The 17,134-nt window shown below is 73.5% G+C and carries 16 protein-coding genes and 1 pseudogene; 9 read left to right on the forward strand and 8 right to left on the reverse strand.

Annotated elements, in window-relative coordinates:
• Positions 1 to 170 precede the first annotated feature (170 nt).
• Together OO68_RS10445 and OO68_RS10450 are read left to right on the forward strand one after the other, a co-directional pair.
• On the forward strand, positions 171 to 620 hold the full coding sequence (locus OO68_RS10445; protein ID WP_033307926.1) for a hypothetical protein: 450 nt from the start codon (positions 171 to 173) through the stop codon (positions 618 to 620).
• A 208-nt stretch (positions 621 to 828) separates the two neighbouring features.
• Positions 829 to 1,257: a VOC family protein gene (locus tag OO68_RS10450; protein ID WP_033307927.1), complete on the forward strand. Its 429-nt coding sequence runs from the start codon at positions 829 to 831 to the stop codon at positions 1,255 to 1,257.
• Between the two features lie 17 nt (positions 1,258 to 1,274).
• Here the strand turns inward: OO68_RS10450 and OO68_RS10455 are convergent, their stop codons facing one another.
• A complete protein-coding gene (locus tag OO68_RS10455; RefSeq protein WP_033307928.1) occupies positions 1,275 to 2,534 on the reverse strand; it encodes an MFS transporter in 1,260 nt (419 codons plus the stop codon).
• 134 nt (positions 2,535 to 2,668) lie between these two features.
• A complete protein-coding gene (locus tag OO68_RS10460; RefSeq protein WP_033307929.1) occupies positions 2,669 to 3,121 on the reverse strand; it encodes a YbhB/YbcL family Raf kinase inhibitor-like protein in 453 nt (150 codons plus the stop codon).
• Between the two features lie 108 nt (positions 3,122 to 3,229).
• Here OO68_RS10460 and OO68_RS10465 point away from each other — a divergent pair, with 108 nt between their 5' ends.
• Positions 3,230 to 4,249: a sigma-70 family RNA polymerase sigma factor gene (locus tag OO68_RS10465; protein ID WP_033307930.1), complete on the forward strand. Its 1,020-nt coding sequence runs from the start codon at positions 3,230 to 3,232 to the stop codon at positions 4,247 to 4,249.
• Positions 4,250 to 4,284: 35 nt separating this feature from the next.
• On the opposite strand, the gene OO68_RS10470 is transcribed toward OO68_RS10465, so the two are convergent.
• The 4 genes from OO68_RS10470 to OO68_RS10485 are packed head-to-tail and all read right to left on the reverse strand — an operon-like array spanning position 4,285 to position 7,496.
• Positions 4,285 to 5,388 carry a CapA family protein gene (locus tag OO68_RS10470; RefSeq protein WP_051814573.1) on the reverse strand — a complete coding sequence of 368 codons (1,104 nt, stop codon included), beginning with the start codon at positions 5,386 to 5,388 and terminating at the stop codon, positions 4,285 to 4,287.
• A gap of 14 nt (positions 5,389 to 5,402) precedes the next feature.
• Positions 5,403 to 5,858: an archease gene (locus OO68_RS10475; protein ID WP_033308031.1), complete on the reverse strand. Its 456-nt coding sequence runs from the start codon at positions 5,856 to 5,858 to the stop codon at positions 5,403 to 5,405.
• A gap of 55 nt (positions 5,859 to 5,913) precedes the next feature.
• Complete coding sequence (locus OO68_RS10480; RefSeq protein WP_033307931.1) at positions 5,914 to 6,516, reverse strand: DJ-1/PfpI family protein; 603 nt, start codon at positions 6,514 to 6,516, stop codon at positions 5,914 to 5,916.
• Positions 6,513 to 7,496 carry a GlxA family transcriptional regulator gene (locus OO68_RS10485; RefSeq protein ID WP_033307932.1) on the reverse strand — a complete coding sequence of 328 codons (984 nt, stop codon included), beginning with the start codon at positions 7,494 to 7,496 and terminating at the stop codon, positions 6,513 to 6,515. Before OO68_RS10485 ends, OO68_RS10480 begins: the two co-directional genes overlap by 4 nt.
• A gap of 118 nt (positions 7,497 to 7,614) precedes the next feature.
• Between OO68_RS10485 and OO68_RS10490 the strand changes: the two genes are divergently transcribed.
• The 3 genes from OO68_RS10490 (at position 7,615) to OO68_RS10500 (ending at position 10,095) form a co-directional block, all read left to right on the forward strand.
• Positions 7,615 to 8,274 carry a dienelactone hydrolase family protein gene (locus OO68_RS10490; RefSeq protein ID WP_033307933.1) on the forward strand — a complete coding sequence of 220 codons (660 nt, stop codon included), beginning with the start codon at positions 7,615 to 7,617 and terminating at the stop codon, positions 8,272 to 8,274.
• Positions 8,275 to 8,367: 93 nt separating this feature from the next.
• Positions 8,368 to 9,012, forward strand: coding sequence for a phosphoribosyltransferase (locus OO68_RS10495; RefSeq protein WP_033308032.1), 645 nt, complete (start codon positions 8,368 to 8,370; stop codon positions 9,010 to 9,012).
• 84 nt (positions 9,013 to 9,096) lie between these two features.
• Entirely contained in the window at positions 9,097 to 10,095 is a 999-nt protein-coding gene (locus OO68_RS10500) for a TerC family protein (RefSeq protein ID WP_033307934.1), read from the forward strand.
• Between the two features lie 21 nt (positions 10,096 to 10,116).
• On the opposite strand, the gene OO68_RS10505 is transcribed toward OO68_RS10500, so the two are convergent.
• Entirely contained in the window at positions 10,117 to 11,307 is a 1,191-nt protein-coding gene (locus OO68_RS10505) for a CaiB/BaiF CoA transferase family protein (RefSeq protein WP_033307935.1), read from the reverse strand.
• A 109-nt stretch (positions 11,308 to 11,416) separates the two neighbouring features.
• Positions 11,417 to 11,668, reverse strand: a pseudogene (locus OO68_RS10510) (helix-turn-helix domain-containing protein); the annotation flags it as partial.
• A gap of 311 nt (positions 11,669 to 11,979) precedes the next feature.
• On the opposite strand from OO68_RS10510, the gene OO68_RS43045 reads away from it, so the two are divergent.
• The 3 genes from OO68_RS43045 (at position 11,980) to OO68_RS10525 (ending at position 17,082) form a co-directional block, all read left to right on the forward strand.
• Positions 11,980 to 14,454 (forward strand): SpoIIE family protein phosphatase, encoded by a 2,475-nt coding sequence (locus OO68_RS43045; protein ID WP_051814574.1) that lies wholly within the window; start codon positions 11,980 to 11,982, stop codon positions 14,452 to 14,454.
• A 130-nt stretch (positions 14,455 to 14,584) separates the two neighbouring features.
• The gene (locus OO68_RS10520) at positions 14,585 to 16,237 is read left to right on the forward strand and encodes a serine/threonine-protein kinase (protein WP_033307937.1); all 1,653 of its coding nucleotides are present in this window, start codon (positions 14,585 to 14,587) and stop codon (positions 16,235 to 16,237) included.
• Positions 16,234 to 17,082, forward strand: coding sequence for a hypothetical protein (locus tag OO68_RS10525; protein WP_033307938.1), 849 nt, complete (start codon positions 16,234 to 16,236; stop codon positions 17,080 to 17,082). The genes OO68_RS10520 and OO68_RS10525 overlap by 4 nt, the downstream gene beginning before the upstream one ends.
• Positions 17,083 to 17,134 lie beyond the last annotated feature (52 nt).

Below are 17,134 nucleotides of genomic sequence, written 5' to 3' on the forward strand. Positions count from 1 at the left end.
CAACCGGGGAGCGGGCGACCTGCGGCTTCGGCTTCGATCCTGATAGATGTCAGGTGTCGGTGGTGGGGTGACGACCCTTACGGTCACGACAGCGGGCGGCGGCCGGCACGGGGGCCGGCCGCCGCGCACGACCCGACCACCCCACGGCACACGAAAACGAAAGAGGGCTCATGAGCCGCCGATCACTCACGACACTGCTGGCCGCGGGGGGCGCCGCCGCGGTGATGGCGCTCCTTCCGGCCTCCGCCCACGCCCAGGCGTTCTCGGGCGGCAACTACGGGCTCTACGGGCAGGAGGGCCAGTACCCCACCACCTCGTTCTGCTCGGGCACGTTCCGGCAGATCGGAGCCACCAAGTACTTCGAAGGCATGGCACTGAAGTACTTCTACTCCGACAAGTGCGGCTCGTTCGCCCGGATCGAGAACTCCCGGCCCGGCTGCGCGGCCGTACTGCAGCGTTCCAACAACGGCACGGGCCGCAACGACGGCTGGGTCTCCGAGACGGTGGACTCCGGCATCAACTACGCCTACACGCAGATGGGCAACAACCTCAACGGCCGCGTCTCGCGCGCCGTGCTCTCGTGCGACGGCCACGACCTGGTGAACACCGCCTGGTACTGAGCCGCACCACGGCCCACACGCCAGCGGCGGACCACCGGATGCGCGGTGGTCCGCCGCAGGCGTGTCCGGACGGTGGCGAGGCACGGCCGGAAACCGCTCGACGGCCGGCGCGGTCCCTGTCTACGATCCGTCGCGCGGCATCGCGTGCCGGTCACCGTCCGGGTGAGGCATGGAGGCGCCGCGGAGATGCCCGTGGAGGCATTCAACCGTGTCAGTCGAGCTCAACCACACCATCGTCCTGTCCCGTGACCGGGAGAAGTCCGCTCACTTCCTCTCAGACATCCTGGGACTGGAGGTCGGCGCACCGGCCGGCGTGTTCCTGCCCGTGACGACCGCCAACGGCGTCACTCTGGACTTCGCCACCATCGATGCCGACATCCCCGTGCAGCACTACGCGTTCCTCGTCTCCGAGGACGAGTTCGACGAGGCGCTGGACCGTCTCGTCAAGGCCCGCGTCCCCATCCAGGCCGACCCGCACGGCACCCACCCCCGCCGCATCAACCGCAACGACGGCGGCCGGGGCGTCTACTTCCTCGACCCGGCGGGCCACGGCCTGGAGATTCTCACCCGCCCGTACGGCACCGACCCGGACTCCGAGCTGAACGGCGTCACGGAGGACGTGCCCGGGGCGGTCTGACCCCGGCCCCGGTCCGGTCAGCCGCTTTCAGGCCGCACTGCCACGGAGGCCGGTTCCTCGCCGGCCTCCGTGGTGTCGTCCCGGCGGGGGAGCAGCAGCGGCGTGACGAGGAGCAGGGCACCGGCCAGCACGATGGCCGTGCGGGGACCGGCCCGGGCGGCCAGTACGCCCCACAGGGCGGTCGTCGTCGCGGTGGTGGCCTTGCCGGTGGCCGACCAGGCGGCGAGGGTGCGCGTGACCCGGCCCGCGGGCGTGCGGTCGAGGCGGTGTGTTGCGAGGACCGGGTTGTAGACCGCGCAGCAGGTGATCAGGCCGAACTCGACCAGCATGACCAGGACCAGGCCGGGCGTGCCGGGGCCGGTGAAGGCCAGGCCGATCGGCCAGCAGGCCCGCAGCGCCCCCGCGGTGACCAGGACCCGGTGCCGGCCGTGGCGGGCGACGAGGCGCGGGGCCAGGCGGGAGCCGAGCAGGCCGCCGGTGCAGGGCACCGCGAAGGCGAGGGCGTACTGCCAGGGGGCGAAGCGCAGGTCGTCGACCATCAGGATCAGCAGCGGCGGAGACGCCGCCATGATCAGGGAGTTGACCAGCAGCGTGTTGAGGAACAGCGGGCGCAGTGCCGGATCGGCCAGGATGTGGCGCCAGCCCTCCAGCAGGTCGCGGGCCCTCGTCACGGCGGGTTCCGGTGGTGCCGGATGCTGCCCGGCGTCGCCGACCGCCCGGATGCCGGCCGCCGACAGCAGATAGCTCACCGCGTCGGCCACCACCGTCGTCACCGGGCCGAACAGGCTGATCGCGGCTCCGCCCAGCGGCGGACCGACCATGCTGGCGGTCCAGGTCGTCGCCTCGAACCGTCCGTTCGCCACGAGCAGGTCCTGCCGCGGCAGCAGATCCTTCAGGAACGCTCCGGCCGCCGCGTTGAAGGTGATGTCGGCCGCCGCGACGGCCACCGACACCAGCAGCAACTGGCCGAAGCTCAGCCGGCCGAGCGCGAACGCCACGGGGATGCTCAGCAGCACCGCGCACCGGACCAGGTCCGTCGCCATCATCACCGGCCGTTTGCGGCGGACCTCCACCCACGGCCCGAGGGGTACCGACACCGCGGCGCCGACCGCCGGGCCCGCCGCCGCCAGCAGCGACACCTGCGCCGGTCCGGCGTCCAGGGCGAGGACCGCGATCAGGGCGAACGCGTCGAACGCGAGCCAGGTGCCGGCCGTGCTGACCGCGTACGCGCCCCACAGCCATCCGAACCGCCGCCCCAGCGACCGTCTGCCCGCCATACCCGGCGCACTCCCCGCTCTCCCGGACAACCCGGCGTTGTCCGGGAGTCATCCAAGCGAGAAGCAGGGGGCCGGGCAAACAACCGTTCGGCACCCGCGCCACAACCAACCGTTGTGGCGCGGAGGGTGCGGCCTCAGCGCTGGTACAGGCCCACCAGCGTCCCGTCCGCGAGGCGGTGCTTCTCGACCTCCTCGTGCACCTGGTCCGCGCGCGGCGCGTCGGGCAGGACGCACGGTTCGGACAGCGCGTAGAGCCGGAAGAAGTAGTGGTGGGCGTCGTCACCCGGCGGCGGATGGGGGCCGCCCCAGCCGTGCTGCCCGTAGCCGTTGACGAGTTCCGTGCCGCCCGGCGGGCTCTGCCCGGCCTCGACGCCGTCACTGGGCGGGTCGATGCCGACCACGACCCAGTGCGCGAAGGTGCCCGACGGGGCGTCGGGATCCTCGCACAGCAGGACCAGTTCGGCCGCGTCGTCCGGGACACCGCTCCAGGCCAGCGGCGGAGAGACGTTCGGTCCCTCGTACGCGTGCCGGCGCGCGATGAAGGAGTGGTTGTTGAACGCGTTGCTGCTCAGTTCGATGCCGGTCATGCGCCCCGGGGTACCCCCGGAGACCCCGGGGCACACGGTTCGGACCGGTTCCCCCGGGTACCCGCCCGGGCGAGCCGGAACAAGGCGGGGGAGGGAGGAAACCCGACGATGTCTCCCCTGGCAGAAGACCCCGAGGCGAGGGTCCGCGAGGACCGGCGCGCCCCGGTCCGCACCGCCCGGCTGCGCAGCCGCATCCCCGAGCCCGACGAGGAGCCGGACCTCCTCGGCCAGTACCTCGCACAGATCTCGGCGACGCCACTGCTCACCGCCGAGGAAGAGGTACGGCTCGCCCGGCGGATGGAGACCGGCCTGCGGGCACTGGAGCGGCTGGACCCGGCCGACGCAGGGGACCACGACCTCACACCACAGGCGCGCCGGAACCTGGAGGAGGCCGTCCGGGACGGACAGGAGGCCAAGGACCACATGGTCCGGGCCAACCTGCGGCTCGTGGTGTCGATGGCGAAACGGCACGCCCACCGTGGTCTGCCCCTGCTGGACGTCATCCAGGAGGGCAACCTGGGGCTGATCCGGGCCGTGGAGAAGTTTGACCACACCAAGGGCTTCAAGTTCTCCACGTACGCGACCTGGTGGATCCGCCAGGCGATCGAGCGGGGTCTCGCGGCGCACGCGCGCTCCGTCCGGCTCCCGATGCACGTCGTGGAGCAGCTCCAGAAGATCGCCAAGGTCGAGCGGCGGCTGCGCCTCGACCTGGGGCGTGAGCCGGGGGCCGGGGAGGTGGCCCGGGAGAGCGGCCTCGCCGAGGACAGGATCGAATGGCTGCGCCACGTCGGGCGGGACGCCGTCAGCCTGGACACGCCCGTGGACGAGTCGGGCCAGACCGTCGTCGGGGACCTCATCGCCGACACCGAGGTGCTCCAGGCCCCGGAGGTGGCCGAGTTCCGGGCGCTCGCCGAGGAACTCCGCGAGGCTGTCGGCACCCTCGCGCCCCGCGAGGCCATGATCCTCAGCCTGCGCTACGGACTGCACGACGGGCACACCCGCACGCTCAGCGAGGTCGCACGGCACGTCGGCCTGACCCGTGAGCGGGTGCGTCAGCTCGAAAAGGAGTCACTCGCCCGGCTGCGGGAGCCGGAGAGCCGCGATCGGCTGGTGGCGTGGGCGGGCTGATCTCCCAGGCCCAGCTGGCCTCCCACGCCCCCGCGTCACGCGGCCGGCGCGGCGAGGACCAGCGAACCGTCGGCCGCCTGCTCCACCCCCACCCCACCGCTGATCCGGTCCAGCGTGGCGCGCAGCCAGGCGCGGTCCTCCCCGGACGCGGGCTCCAGCCGCATCCGCCGCGCCCGGAACGGCACCATGCGCAGCCCGGCCAGCCGCCCGCTGTCCGGCTCGACCGACACGAGGAAGGCGAGCCGCAGGTCGTCGCGGTACTCCTCGTATCCGGAGATGCCCTCGTAGTCGTCGACGAAGTCGCCGCAGCCGTAGAGGATCAGCCGGCCCCGGTACACCTCCAGCGGCCGGGGGTGGTGCGAGGAGTGCCCGTGGACGACGTCGGCACCACCGTCCACCAGCGCGTGTGCGAAACGGATCTGCTCGCGCGGGACGCGGTAGCCCCAGTTCGAGCCCCAGTGCACGGACACGACCGTGAGGCCGCCGGCCCCTCCGAGGCGCCGGACCGCGGCCTCGGCGGCGGTGCCCGAGAAGCCGGGCAGGTAGGCCACACCCGGCCGGTCCGCGGTCGCCGCCCAGCCGGACGGGATGCCGCTGGAGTGCGCCCCGAGGGCGAACACCCGCAGCCGCCGGCCGTCCGGTAGCGGGATCACCGCGGGTGCGTACGCCTGGCCGGCGTTCCGTCCCGCGCCCGCCGTCCGCAGCCCCGCCCGGGCCAGCACGTCCAGGGTCTCCAGCAGACCCGGGCGGCCGAAGTCCAGGACGTGGTTGTTGGCGAGGACCGTCACGTCGGGCCGGGCCACGGCCAGCGCCGGCAGGTTCGACGGGTGCATCCGGTAGTGGATCTCCTTGCCGGGCGCGAACGTGCCGCTGCCCGTCACCGACGTCTCCAGGTTCACGATCCGGGCGTCCGGGGCGGCTTCGTCCAGCACCCGCAGCGCTTCGCCCCACGGCCACGACGGGGCCACGGGCGCCGGCACCGGGCCGTGCGCCGACTCCGCCAGCCGGACATAGGCCCGGGCGTCCTCGGCGTACGCCTCGCGCAGTGCCGGATCACCGGGATGCGGGAGGATCTGGTCGACGCCGCGCCCGAGCATCACATCACCGCACAGGAACAGCGTCACGACGCCGCCGCCCATCCCTCCACGGTAGGTCAGGCGTCCACCGTCACCGCACACGACCACCCGTACGGGTCCGGCCCCATCCGCAGCCGGTCCCACGCCACCGCCACCGGAACCGCCCCGGTGATCTCCACGTCCGCGATGCCGGTGACGGCCAGCCGGACGTCCAGGCCGCCGTCGGCCTCGTCCGCCTCCACGTCCACGGGCACCTGACCGTAGGCCTCCAGCCGGTAGATGACCTCGTCCAGCAGCGCGGCGAGCAGGTCGTCGTCGCTGGCCGCGGGCAGCCGCACCCGGTCCACGGCGGTGGGCCGCACCCCGGTGACGTCCGCGAAGCCGTCCACCATCGCCAGGACGGCCTCAGCCAGACAATGCTCTCTGCACGCCGCCCACGCCTCGATCCGGATGTCGCCCGGGTGCGGCACCGCCCGGTGCCCGCACTCGCCCGGCTGCCGCCCTTGCCCGCCGTCGCCCGTGTCACCGCCCATGAACATCGCCTGCCCGAGGCTCGCCCTCCCATGCGGCCCCGCCCGCGTGTTGCGATCAGACGGGCTCGTCCGCGAGGTACGGCGGCGCCGGGTCGTACTGGATATAGCGCCGTACGGCCCGCGCGTGCTCCCGGCCGTGCAACCGTCCGACCAGCCACAACGCACTGTCGATTCCCGCCGAGACGCCCTGGCTCGTGACCAGGTTCCCGTCCACGACGTAGCGGACGTCCCGGACCACCGTCACGTCCCCGCGCGCCTCCAGGGTGTCCTCCTGGCTCCAGTGCGTGGCCACCCGGCGGCCCCGGGCGGGCCCGGCGGCATGCAGCAGGAACGTGCCGGTGCACACGCCGTGCACCCACGCGGCCCGCTCCGCCGTTCTCCCGATCCAGCCGGTCACGGCCGGGTTGTGGAGCTGGCCCTCGCGCGCGCCCAGCCCGCCCGGCACATGCAGCACGTCCAGCGGCGGGTGGTCGTCGAAGGTGTGGTCGGGCAGGACGCGCAGCCCCTTGTTGCAGCGCACCGGCCCTGGGTGCTCGCCGACCAGCACCGCCGTGTCGCCGGCCTCGCGGAGCCGGGCCGAGACGGTGAACACCTCCCAGGGCCCCACGAAGTCGAGCTCCTCGGCGTCCTCGAAGACCAGCAGGCCGTAGGTCGTCATGCGGTTCGTCCTTCCTCAGGTTCTCGGGGTCCCGCGGTGGAGCGGAACCGGGCGCGGTAGTCCGACGGCGCCACGCCGAGCCGCCGGTGGAACGTGCGGCGCAGGGTCTCGGCCGTGGCGAAGCCGCAGCGGCGGGCGATGGCCTCCACCGGCTCGTCCCCGTCCGTGAGGGCGCGCTGCGCCGCCTCGACGCGCACCCGCTCGACGTACGCCGCCGGCGGCGCGCCCATCTCGGCGGTGAAGCGGCGCTGCAGATGACGCGGGCTCAGCCCGGCGTGCGCGGCGAGGCCGGCGATGTCGTGCCGGGCCCCCGGATCGGCGTGGATCGCGGTGACCGCGGCCCGCACCGGGTCCGTCGCCGGCTGCCGCGACCACAGCGCCACACTGAACTGCGACTGACCGCCCGGCCGGCGCAGGAACAGCACCAGCCGGCGGGCCACCTCGTGCGCGACGTCCCGGCCCAGGTCGTCCTCCACCAGGGCGAGCGCCAGATCCATCCCGGCCGTCACCCCGGCCGACGTCCACACCCGCCCGTCCCGGACGAAGATCGGATCGCAGTCCACGCGCACCTCGGGATGCTCCCGGGCCAGCTGCCCCTCACGGGCCCAGTGCGTGGTGACCCGCCGCCCGTCCAGCAGCCCCGCGGCGGCCAGCAGGAACACCCCGCTGCACACCGAGGCCACCCGCCGGGCACCGGCCGCCGCGGCGGCGACCCACGCGATCAGCTCCGTGTCCTCGCGAGCCCGGTCGACGCCCCGGCCGCCGACCACCACGAGGGTGTCCGTCCCGGCCGGATCGAGGTCCGCGACGCCGTGCCCGGCGTGCACGAGCAGCCCGCTCACCGACCGGACCGGCCCCGCCCGGGGCGCCACGACGTCGCAGGTGTACCCGCCCGCACTGTGGAACACCTCGTGCGGTCCGGTGAGGTCGAGCGGCTGGAAACCGTCGAAGACGACGAAGACGATACGGCGATCGGTCACGCTCCTCACGCTCCACCGGCCCGCCGTACGGCGTCAACGACACGCATCCCACAGATCACGCCATGGGACGTCCACCGCGGTGGGGGTACCCCGGGAACCGGGGGAGAGGAGGCTGACGATGATCTCCCGGACGGTCACCCTGCCCGCGGGCCGCGCGGTCCTCACCGGCGATCTGACCGTGCCGCCGGACGCCCGCGCGGTCGTGCTGTTCGCACACGGCAGCGGCAGCTCCCGGCACAGCCCCCGCAACCGCGAGGTCGCCGCCGGCCTGCGCACCGCCGGGCTCGGCACCCTGCTGATCGACCTGCTCACCGAGGAGGAGGAACGGCTCGACGCCCGCACCGCCGAACTCCGCTTCGACATCCCCCTGCTGGGCCACCGGCTGGTGGCCGCCCTCGACTGGCTGGCGCGGGAACCCGGCACCTCCGGCCTGCCCGTCGTCCTGTTCGGCGCCAGCACCGGCGCGGGCGCGGCCCTGGTCGCCGCCGCCCAACGGCCCGCCCGGGTACGGGCGGTCGTCTCGCGCGGCGGACGGCCCGACCTGGCGGGTGACGCCCTGGACGCCGTACGGGCCCCCGTGCTGCTGATCGTGGGCGGCCGGGACACGCACGTGCTGCGGCTCAACGAGGAGGCCGCGCGGCGGCTGCCCACGCCGCCCGCCCTCCACGTGGTGCCCGGCGCCACCCACCTGTTCGAGGAACCGGGCGCCCTCGACGACGTCACCGAGACCGCCCGGCAGTGGTGCGACGAGCAGGTACGGACCGCCGAAGGCCGGTGACCGGCCGGTGTGCATCGTCCGGCGGACACGGGGGTACGCGGGAGCCGGACCGGCCGAGGGCCCTCTTTCGTGCGGGAAGCAGAGGTGACCGTCATGCTGTTCCGTGATCGCCGGCAGGCCGGTGCGGAACTGGCCGAAACACTGCGGGCCAGGCAGCGCGAGGGGGCCCTGCCCGATCCCCTCGTCCTCGCCCTGCCCCGCGGCGGCGTCGCCGTGGCGCGCGAGGTCGCCGCCGCACTGGGCGCCCCGCTCGACGTGCTCGTCGTACGCAAGATCGGAGCTCCCCACCAGGAGGAACTCGGCGTCGGCGCGATGGCCGGGGACGAGGTGCCGCTCCTCGACGAGGACGCCCTGCGCCTCCTCGGCATCGGGGAGGCCGCCCTCGCCGGCGTCATCGAGCGGGAGCGCGCCGAACTGCGGCGCCGCGAGCGGTTGTACCGGCAGGGCCGGCCCGCCCCGGACCTGCGCGGACGGACCGTGATCGTCGTCGATGACGGCCTGGCGACCGGCTCCACGGCACGCGCCGCACTGCGCTTCGTACGCCGGCAGGAACCGGCACGAGTGATCCTGGCCGCGCCCGTCTGCTCCCCGGAGGGGGCCGACCTGATGCGCGCCGAGGCGGACGAGGTGATCTGCCTGCACAGGCCGGCCGCGTTCATGGCCGTGGGCCTCTGGTACGAGGACTTCGGGCAACTGACGGACCAGGACGTCCTGGAGGCGCTGCACGTGCAGCTTTGACCAACTGTTCACCTGGCAGGAGTGGCGGGAATCAGCCACGCCGGACGAGGATTCCCTTCCCCACACCTGCATCAGGAGCAACAAGTGAGCGTCTCGCTGTCCGTGTGGCTGCTGACCGTGGCGGCCCTGTGCGTGCTCGTCGCCGTCGACTTCTTCGTCGGCCGCAAGCCGCACGACGTGTCCATCAAGGAAGCCGGGACATGGACGGTGGTGTGGGTCGTCCTGGCGGTCCTCTTCGGGGTCGGGCTGTGGTACTTCGGTGGGGGCGGGCCCACGGGCGAGTTCTTCGCCGGGTACATCACCGAGAAGTCGCTCAGCGTCGACAACCTCTTCGTCTTCGTCCTGATCATGGGCAAGTTCGCGGTGCCCACGCAGTACCAGCAGCGGGTGCTGATGATCGGCGTCCTGATGGCCCTGGTGCTGCGGGCGGTGTTCATCGCGGCGGGCGCGGCGATCATCTCCGCCTTCTCCTGGGTCTTCTACCTCTTCGGCGCGTTCCTGATCTGGACCGCCTGGAAGCTGGTCCAGGACGCCCGCACGCAGGACCACGAGGAGGAGTACCAGGAGAACAAGCTGCTGAAGATGGCGGAGCAGCGCTTCGGCGTGGCAGACCGCTACCACGGCACGAAGCTGTTCATCACCGAGAACGGCAAGCGCGTCATGACGCCGATGCTGGTCGTGATGCTCGCGATCGGCTCCACCGACGTGCTCTTCGCCCTCGACTCCATCCCCGCCATCTACGGCCTGACGCAGGACCCGTACATCGTGTTCACCGCGAACGCCTTCGCCCTCATGGGCCTGCGCCAGCTGTACTTCCTCATCGGCGGCCTGCTGAAGAAGCTGGTCCACCTCTCCTACGGCCTGTCGATCATCCTGGGCTTCATCGGCGTGAAGCTGGTGCTGCACGCCCTGCACGAGTCGGGTGTCCACGTCCCCGAGATCGGCATCCCGTTCTCGCTGAGCTTCATCGTGCTGGTCCTGGCGGTGACGACGTTCACGAGCCTGCGCGCCTCGCGCAAGCAGGCGGCCGAGGAGGCCAAGGAAGCCCAGGACGCGGACCGGCCGGCCGCCGAGGCCGGCTAGACGACCGGGGAGGGCCTGCTCTCAGACGACGCCGTCCGCGCGGAGGGCCGCCACCTCCTCGGCGGTGCGGCCCAGTTCGGCCAGGATCGCATCGGTGTGCTCACCCACCGCAGGCACGGGGTCCATGCGCGCGGGCAGGCCCGCGAGGTCGGCGGGCGGGAGCAGCGCCTCCACGGTGGCGCCCGGCACCCCGACCTCGCTCCAGCGGCCACGGGCGGCCAGTACGGGGTGGTCCAGGAAGGCAGCGACGTCGTTGACCCCCGCGCAGGCGATGCCGATGCGCTCCAGGTCCTTCAGGATCTCGTCCGAGCCGGAGCGGGCGAACCGCTCGGCGACGACGGTGTTCAGCTCCTCGCGGTGGGCGACACGGTCGGAGCCGGTGGCGAACCGCGGATCGTCCACCAGCTCCGGACGGCCGAGGAACTCGGCGCACAGGGCCACCCATTCCCGCTCGTTCTGGATGGAGAACAGCACCTCCCGGCCGTCGGCGGCGGTGTACGTCCCGTACGGCGCGATGGTGGCGTGCTGGGTGCCGAGCCGCGGGGGCTGGGTGCCGCCGTGCCGGGTGTAGTACGCGGGCTGGCCCATCCACTCCGCCAGCGCCTCGAACAGGGACACCTCCACGGGGTGCGCCTCGCCGGTCGTGGCACGGGTGTACAGCGCGGTGAGGACGCCGCTGTAGGCGTACATGCCGGCGGCGATGTCGGCGACGGAGATCCCGGTCCGGGCGGTCCCCTCGGGGGTGCCGGTCAGCGACACCAGCCCGGTCTGGCACTGCACGAGCAGGTCGTAGGCCTTGCGGTCGGACCACGGGCCGGTCGTGCCGTAGCCGGAGATCGTGCACGGGATCAGGTTCGGGCGCCGGCCGGTGACGGTGGCGGCGTCCAGCCCGAGGCGGGCGGCGGCGCCCGGGGCGAGGTTCTGCACGAAGACGTCGGCGCCGTCGAGGAGGTCGTGCAGGATCTCGTGGCCGCGGGGGTCCTTCAGGTCGAGGGTGAGGGACTCCTTGGAGCGGTTGAGCCAGACGAAATAGCTGGAGTGGCCGTGCACCGTCGTGTCGTACCGGCGGGCGAAGTCGCCGCCGCCCGGCCGTTCCACCTTGATCACCCGGGCGCCGAGGTCGGCGAGCTGCCGGGTGGCGTAGGGCGCCGCCACGGCCTGCTCCAGACTGACCACCGTGACCCCGGCCAGGGGATACCGCTGCACGCTCATGCCTCAAGCTCCCGGATCTTGTACGGAGGGCGCTCGGACAGTCTGCCGCAGGGAACGGGCTGCCGGGCGGGCCGGCGGCGCGATCCGGATCACGTCGGCTGACCCACGTTCACGGCCGGGCCAGCCGGCGCATCGCCAGGGCCAGTCGCAGGCGGAGCCGGCCCTGCGGGGTGCGCAGCGGCCAGCCGAGCAGGTGCTCGGCGTGGGTCAGCCGGTCCTGGAGTGTGGAGTGGTGGACGTTGATCCCGGCGGCGGCCGCCCGCAGGCTCCCCGACGACGCGACCGCGTGCAGGGTGGCCGGCAACCAGGGGGCGTTCGCGGCGGCGGCCTCCAGGGCACGGACGTCGGGCGGCGGCTCGGGCAGCCATGGTCGGCCCGGTGTCCCCGGCAGCGGGCGCCGCCGTGCGGCGGAACCTGCCCGCCGTTCGGCGGGTGGCGCCGCCGGGCCGGGCGGAGTACACCGCGGTGAGCACGGCGCCGCAGGGCGCACGCCCCCGCCGGCTCGGCGGTCAGCGTAGCGGCCTGACGCCCTCGCACGGCGGGAACCGCCGCCTGCCGCCGCCCGCAGGGGGCGTCGCCTCGTAGGGCCCGCGGCCCCCGGCAGCTATACCCTTTCCTCTTACTTAGGCTGATTGATACGGGTTGGTTTCACCCGGCAGGGATGAGTATGCGGTGACGAGGGACCAGCAGATGCCGGGACCGTCCGGCGCGCGCAGCCCGGTGCAGGCCGACGGGCTGCCGTTCCGCCCGCGCGTCCTCGCCACCGCCCGTCACGTGTCCGGGGCCGCGGCCCTGGCAGCCGGCCTGCTGGGACTGGTGAGCCTGGTCGGCTGGGTCTCCGGGGCCGATGTGCTGAAGGAGGTGCTGCCCGGCGACTCGGTGGCCATGAAGGGCAACACCGCCGTGGCCCTCGTCACGCTCGGCCTCTCCTTGTACGTGATCTCCCGCGGCCGAATCCGCCCCGTTGCGCTCGCCGTGTCCTGCGCGGCGGCGGTCCTGGTCGCCGTGCTCGGCGCGCTCACCCTCGCGGAGGATGCGACCGGGGCAGGCCTGGGGATAGACGAGTTGCTCTTCACGGACGACACCGTCCACCAGAGAACGGGGGCCCCGGGGCGGATGGCGCCGAACACGGCTGCGGCGCTGGTGGCCGCGGGGGCGGGTGCCCTGTGCGCCGGTGTGTCCCGGATTCCCGCCTGGGTGAGTCAGGTCCTGGGCCTGGCCGTCGGCGCTCTCGGCATGCTGAGGCTCTACGGGGCCGCCTACGGGGTGCCCGAACTGGAGAAGTTCGGCCCCTACACGGGCATGGCCCTGCACACCGCGGTGGCTCTGGTGCTGGTGGGCACGGCGCTCTTCCTGGCCCGTCCGGGCGAGGGTCCCGCGGCGCTGCTGCTGAACGCGGGGACGACCGGCGCGTTGGGACGATGGCTGTTCGTCACCGTCGTGATCGTGCCGCCGCTGCTGGGCTGGGCCGCGCTGGCCGCCGAGGACGCCGGGCTGTTCGGGGAGCGCCTGGGGACCGGGCTGCTCGTCTTCGGTCACGTGGCCGTGTTCACCGCAGTGATCTTCACGGCCCTGGCCGTGGGCCGCCGTGTCGAGGTGGCTCAGGTCCGCCTCGAGTGGCAGGTGCGCCAGAACGAACTGCTGCAGGCCTTCATGGAGCACACGCCCGCGCTGGTGTTCATCAAGGACCTGGAGGGCCGCTTCCTGGCGGTCAACACGAGGTTCGAGCAGACCTTGCATCTCTCCCGGGAGCAGATCCTGGGCCGCAGGGACCAGGACGTCCTGCCCCCCGACCTCGCGCGTCAGGGGCAGGCCTCCGACCTCGCCGTGCTGGCGGAGGGCAGGCCCGTACAGCGGCAGAAGACGTTCGCCCTGCCGGGAGGCCGACGGGAGTTCCTGTCCACCCGGTTCCTGCTCAACGACGCCTCCGGCGCGCCCTACGCCCTGTGCGGCGTGTACATCGACATCACCGACCGCGTAGCGGCCGAACGCGAGGTCCAGCAGTCGCACCGGCGGTTCCTGGCGCTGCTGGAGTCCGCTCCCGACGCCACCCTGATCACGGACGGCGACGGCACGGTCGTCATGGCCAACATGCAGGTGAAACGCCTCTTCGGACGCGCGCCGGGCGATCTCGTCGGCACCGACGTCGTCGGCCTGGTGCCGACCGCCCGGCGCCGGCGGCACCAGGCGCTCCTCGGTGCCTACCTCCGCCTGCGTGATCCGAAGCCGGTCGTCCTCGACCGGGACCTGTACGGGCTGCGCGGCGACGGCACCGAGTTCCCCGTCGAGGTGAGCGTCAGCAGCCTGCAGGCCGAGCAGGAGACCCTCGTGGTCCTGACCGTCCGGGACATCACCGAGCGCAGACAGCTGGAGAACGAACGAGCCGAGCGCTACGAGCAACAGCGGCGGATCGCCTACACCCTGCAGCACAGCCTCATGGGGGAGCCGCCCCGCCTGGCGTACCTGCCATGTGCCTACCGCTACCTGGCGTCCGTCCAGGACCCCGGAGTCGGCGGCGACTGGTTCGATGTCATCCCGCTCGACGGGCACCGTACCGGCGTCCTCATCGGCGATGTGATGGGCCGGGGCCTGGAGGCCGCGGCCGTCATGGGGCGGCTGCGCGCCGCTTCCCACGCCCTGGCCCGCACGGGTGCCACACCCAGCGGGCTGATGAGTGCCCTCGACACGTTCGTCGGCGACCTGGCGGACCAACTGGTCACCTGTGTCTACCTGGTCCTGGATCAGGGCAGAAACGAGGTCACCCTGTGCTCGGCGGGGCACCTGCCCGTCATCGCCCTGCCGCCCGACGGGCCCGCCTGCCGGCTGGGGGCACCGGTCGGCGTGCCGCTGGGCGTCAACGACGCGGGACACGCGGTGCCGTTCGAGGAAGTGACCATGCCGCTGCCGCCGGGCAGTGCGCTCGTGCTCTACACCGACGGGCTGGTCGAAAGGCCCGGCACCGACATCGAGGCCCAGGTCGACGTCCTCACCCACACGGTCGACGACGCGTTGAAGGGCGCCCCCGTCGACGACCCCGGCATCCTCGACCAGGCGGCGGACCACCTGATCAGGACCCTGATCGTGGACGCGGACGCCTCTGACGACGATGTGACGCTGCTTCTGCTCGGTGTGCCCGGGCCTTCATGAAAGGCCGGCCTCTGTCACAGTCCGGGCACGCCTCGCGCCTGCTTCTGGCCACGCAACCGGAGTGGCCGAAAGATGTGTCTCCGGGTGCGTGACCGGCCGCTGGGGAGCGGCCGCCTTGGGGGGACGGGAAATGAACGCATGGGCGGTGCCCGGATACACCGAGTCGCTGGAGCTCGGGTCGGGGGCGAGCGGGCGGGTGGTCCTCGCCGTGCACGAGGAGACCGGCGTGCCGGTGGCCGTGAAGTACCTCAGCGAGTCGCTGCGCACCCGGCCGGGCTTCGTGCACGACTTCCGGGCGGAGGCGCGGCTGCTCGGCGGGCTGGGGAGCCCCCATGTCGCCGGGTTGTACGAGTACGTCGAGAGCCCGGACGGCGCCGCCATCGTGATGGAGCTGGTCGACGGCGTCCCGCTGCGCACGCTGCTCAGGAGGGAAGGCCCGCTCGCTCCCGAGGCCGCGCTCGTCGTCCTCAAGGGATCGCTGCTCGGCCTGGCCGACGCACACCGCGTCGGCGTCGTGCACCGCGACTACAAGCCGGAGAACGTGCTGGTCGCGCCGGACGGATCCTCCAAGCTGGTCGACTTCGGCATCGCGGTGGACGCGGGCACCAGCGCGGGCGTGGCGGGCACCCCGTCCTACATGGCCCCCGAGCAGTGGACCGGCGCACCCGCCTCCCCGGCCGCCGACGTGTACGCGGCCACGGCCACCTTCTTCGAGTGCCTGACGGGCCACAAGCCGTACGCGGGTGACAACCTCGCGGAGCTCGCGCTGCGGCACATCGACGCGCCCGTCCCCGCCGAAGAGGCCCCGGAGGCGGTGCGGGAACTGGTGCGGCGCGGTCTGGCCAAGGACCCGGCGGAGCGGCCCGTCCAGGCCGAGGCGTTCGTCACCGAACTGGAGGCGGTCGCCGGCACCGCCTACGGCCCCGACTGGGAGGAACGCGGCCGGGGCAGGCTCGCCGCGCTGGTGGCCCTGCTGCCGCTGCTCCTGCCCTCGGCCCGCACCGCCCCCCGCAGCACCACGGACACCGCCCGGACGGTGCTGAGCCGGACGCCGGACCCCGGCCGGGCGCACCCATGGCTACCCGGCCGCTCCGGGCTGATCGTGTCCGCCGCCGCCGTACTCCTCGGAGCCCTCCTGACGTACGGACTGCCGTACGACCCGGGGACCGCGGCGCAGCGGGCGGCGCAGGCTCTGGCGACCACCGGCGCCGGGTCAGGTGCGGGCCCGGCGGCCTCCGCCTCCCCGGCCACCTCCTCCCCGTCCCCGTCCACCACCCCCCGCGCGTCGGACGGCCCGTCGCCGTCCCCCACCCCGTCGGCATCGGACCCCGCGGCCACCGGATCCGGTGCGCCCCCGGCCCCGGCCACCCCGCCCGGCGGCGAGGAGACGTCGGCGCCCGGCGTGACGGCCACCGCGGCGACACCGACGGTCACCACTGCGGCCCCGCCCACCGGTCCCGCCGTCAAGGACGTCACCGTGTCGGCCTTCCGGCAGACGGGCCCCACGACCGCCACGGCGACCCTCGGCGTCACCACGGACGGCACCGGTCCGGTCTCCATCACCGTCTCCTGGTTCACGGGGAACACGGCGGGGCAGCCGGGCACCCCGGACGGCGCGCTCCAGACCTTCGAGCGCAGCGGCGCCACCCAGTACACGCTCACCGTCGACCACACCTTCCAGACCCTCGGCTGCTACTGGACGGTGCAGGCCACCACGACCCCGGCCGCCGACGGCGGAGGCGCCTCGCAGGAGCTCCTGACCAGGCGGTGCGACCTCCGATGACCGCACACGACGACGACCGCGCACCCGCGAGAACGGCCGACGAGCGGACCGAGGTGCTGAACGCCTCGGATGAGCGGACTCGGGTCCTCGACTCCGCGGGCGAGCGGACTCGGGTACTCGACCCCGCCGGTGAGCGGACCCGGGTACTCGACTCCGCCGACGGCCCCGGCGACGCCCGAGCCGATGGTCCCGCCGACACCCCCTCCCCGAGTGGCCGGCCCGCCCCCGACGACGCCGAATACAGCGCCACCGTGCTCGCCAGCCACTGGATCCAGCGGCCCGCCCCGGACGAGACCCCCGTCGGGCAGCCGGCCCCGGAGCAGGGGCCGTGGCCGGTGCCCCCCGACCGGGTCGAGGGAAGCGTGCTGCGCTTCGGCCCGGGCGTGACCGCCGCCGCACGGCAGCGCACCCACGTGACGCTCCCTGCGCTACCGCCGCCTCCCGCGCCCCGGGTCCGTCGGCTGCGCAGGCACGCCCTGCCCGCGCTGGTCCTGGTCTGCGTCCTCGCGTTCCTCGCCTGGCAGCGCCTCGGCCCGCCGCTGAGGGTGAACACGGTGACGGTCACGGCCCGGCCGACGGCCCTGGGCTGTGGCGGCACCGCGGACCTCGTCGGCCTCGTCACCACGAACGGCCGCCCGGGCACGCTGTCCTACCGCTGGATCCGGAGCGACGGCACCGCCTCGGGCGTGCTGAAGGAAGAGCTGGTCCGGGGCCAGCGGCAGGCCCGCCTCCACCTGCGCTGGACCTTCGAGGGCCCGGGACACCGCACGGCACGGGCCGAGCTGCGCATCCTCTCCGGGACGCCGCGCACGGCCACCACCGGCTTCGCATACGACTGCACCTGACCGGTCGTGACCGGTGGCGCGGAGGTGCGAGGCGGCTTCCGGATGTTCCGGT

It is taken from the genome of Streptomyces iakyrus, from assembly GCF_000717055.1.
Taxonomy (GTDB): Bacteria; Actinomycetota; Actinomycetes; order Streptomycetales; family Streptomycetaceae; genus Streptomyces; species Streptomyces iakyrus.

What these genes read in the sequence shown, in the direction of transcription:
- OO68_RS10445 (WP_033307926.1), top strand. Translation starts at nt 171, where the DNA reads ATGAGCCGCCGATCACTCACGACACTGCTGGCCGCGGGGGGCGCCGCC.
- OO68_RS10455 (WP_033307928.1), bottom strand. Translation starts at nt 2,534, where the DNA reads ATGGCGGGCAGACGGTCGCTGGGGCGGCGGTTCGGATGGCTGTGGGGC.
- OO68_RS10460 (WP_033307929.1), bottom strand. Translation starts at nt 3,121, where the DNA reads ATGACCGGCATCGAACTGAGCAGCAACGCGTTCAACAACCACTCCTTC.
- OO68_RS10465 (WP_033307930.1), top strand. Translation starts at nt 3,230, where the DNA reads ATGTCTCCCCTGGCAGAAGACCCCGAGGCGAGGGTCCGCGAGGACCGG.
- OO68_RS10470 (WP_051814573.1), bottom strand. Translation starts at nt 5,388, where the DNA reads ATGGGCGGCGGCGTCGTGACGCTGTTCCTGTGCGGTGATGTGATGCTC.
- OO68_RS10475 (WP_033308031.1), bottom strand. Translation starts at nt 5,858, where the DNA reads ATGGGCGGTGACACGGGCGACGGCGGGCAAGGGCGGCAGCCGGGCGAG.
- OO68_RS10480 (WP_033307931.1), bottom strand. Translation starts at nt 6,516, where the DNA reads ATGACGACCTACGGCCTGCTGGTCTTCGAGGACGCCGAGGAGCTCGAC.
- OO68_RS10490 (WP_033307933.1), top strand. Translation starts at nt 7,615, where the DNA reads ATGATCTCCCGGACGGTCACCCTGCCCGCGGGCCGCGCGGTCCTCACC.
- OO68_RS10495 (WP_033308032.1), top strand. Translation starts at nt 8,368, where the DNA reads ATGCTGTTCCGTGATCGCCGGCAGGCCGGTGCGGAACTGGCCGAAACA.
- OO68_RS10505 (WP_033307935.1), bottom strand. Translation starts at nt 11,307, where the DNA reads ATGAGCGTGCAGCGGTATCCCCTGGCCGGGGTCACGGTGGTCAGTCTG.
- OO68_RS10520 (WP_033307937.1), top strand. Translation starts at nt 14,585, where the DNA reads ATGAACGCATGGGCGGTGCCCGGATACACCGAGTCGCTGGAGCTCGGG.
- OO68_RS10525 (WP_033307938.1), top strand. Translation starts at nt 16,234, where the DNA reads ATGACCGCACACGACGACGACCGCGCACCCGCGAGAACGGCCGACGAG.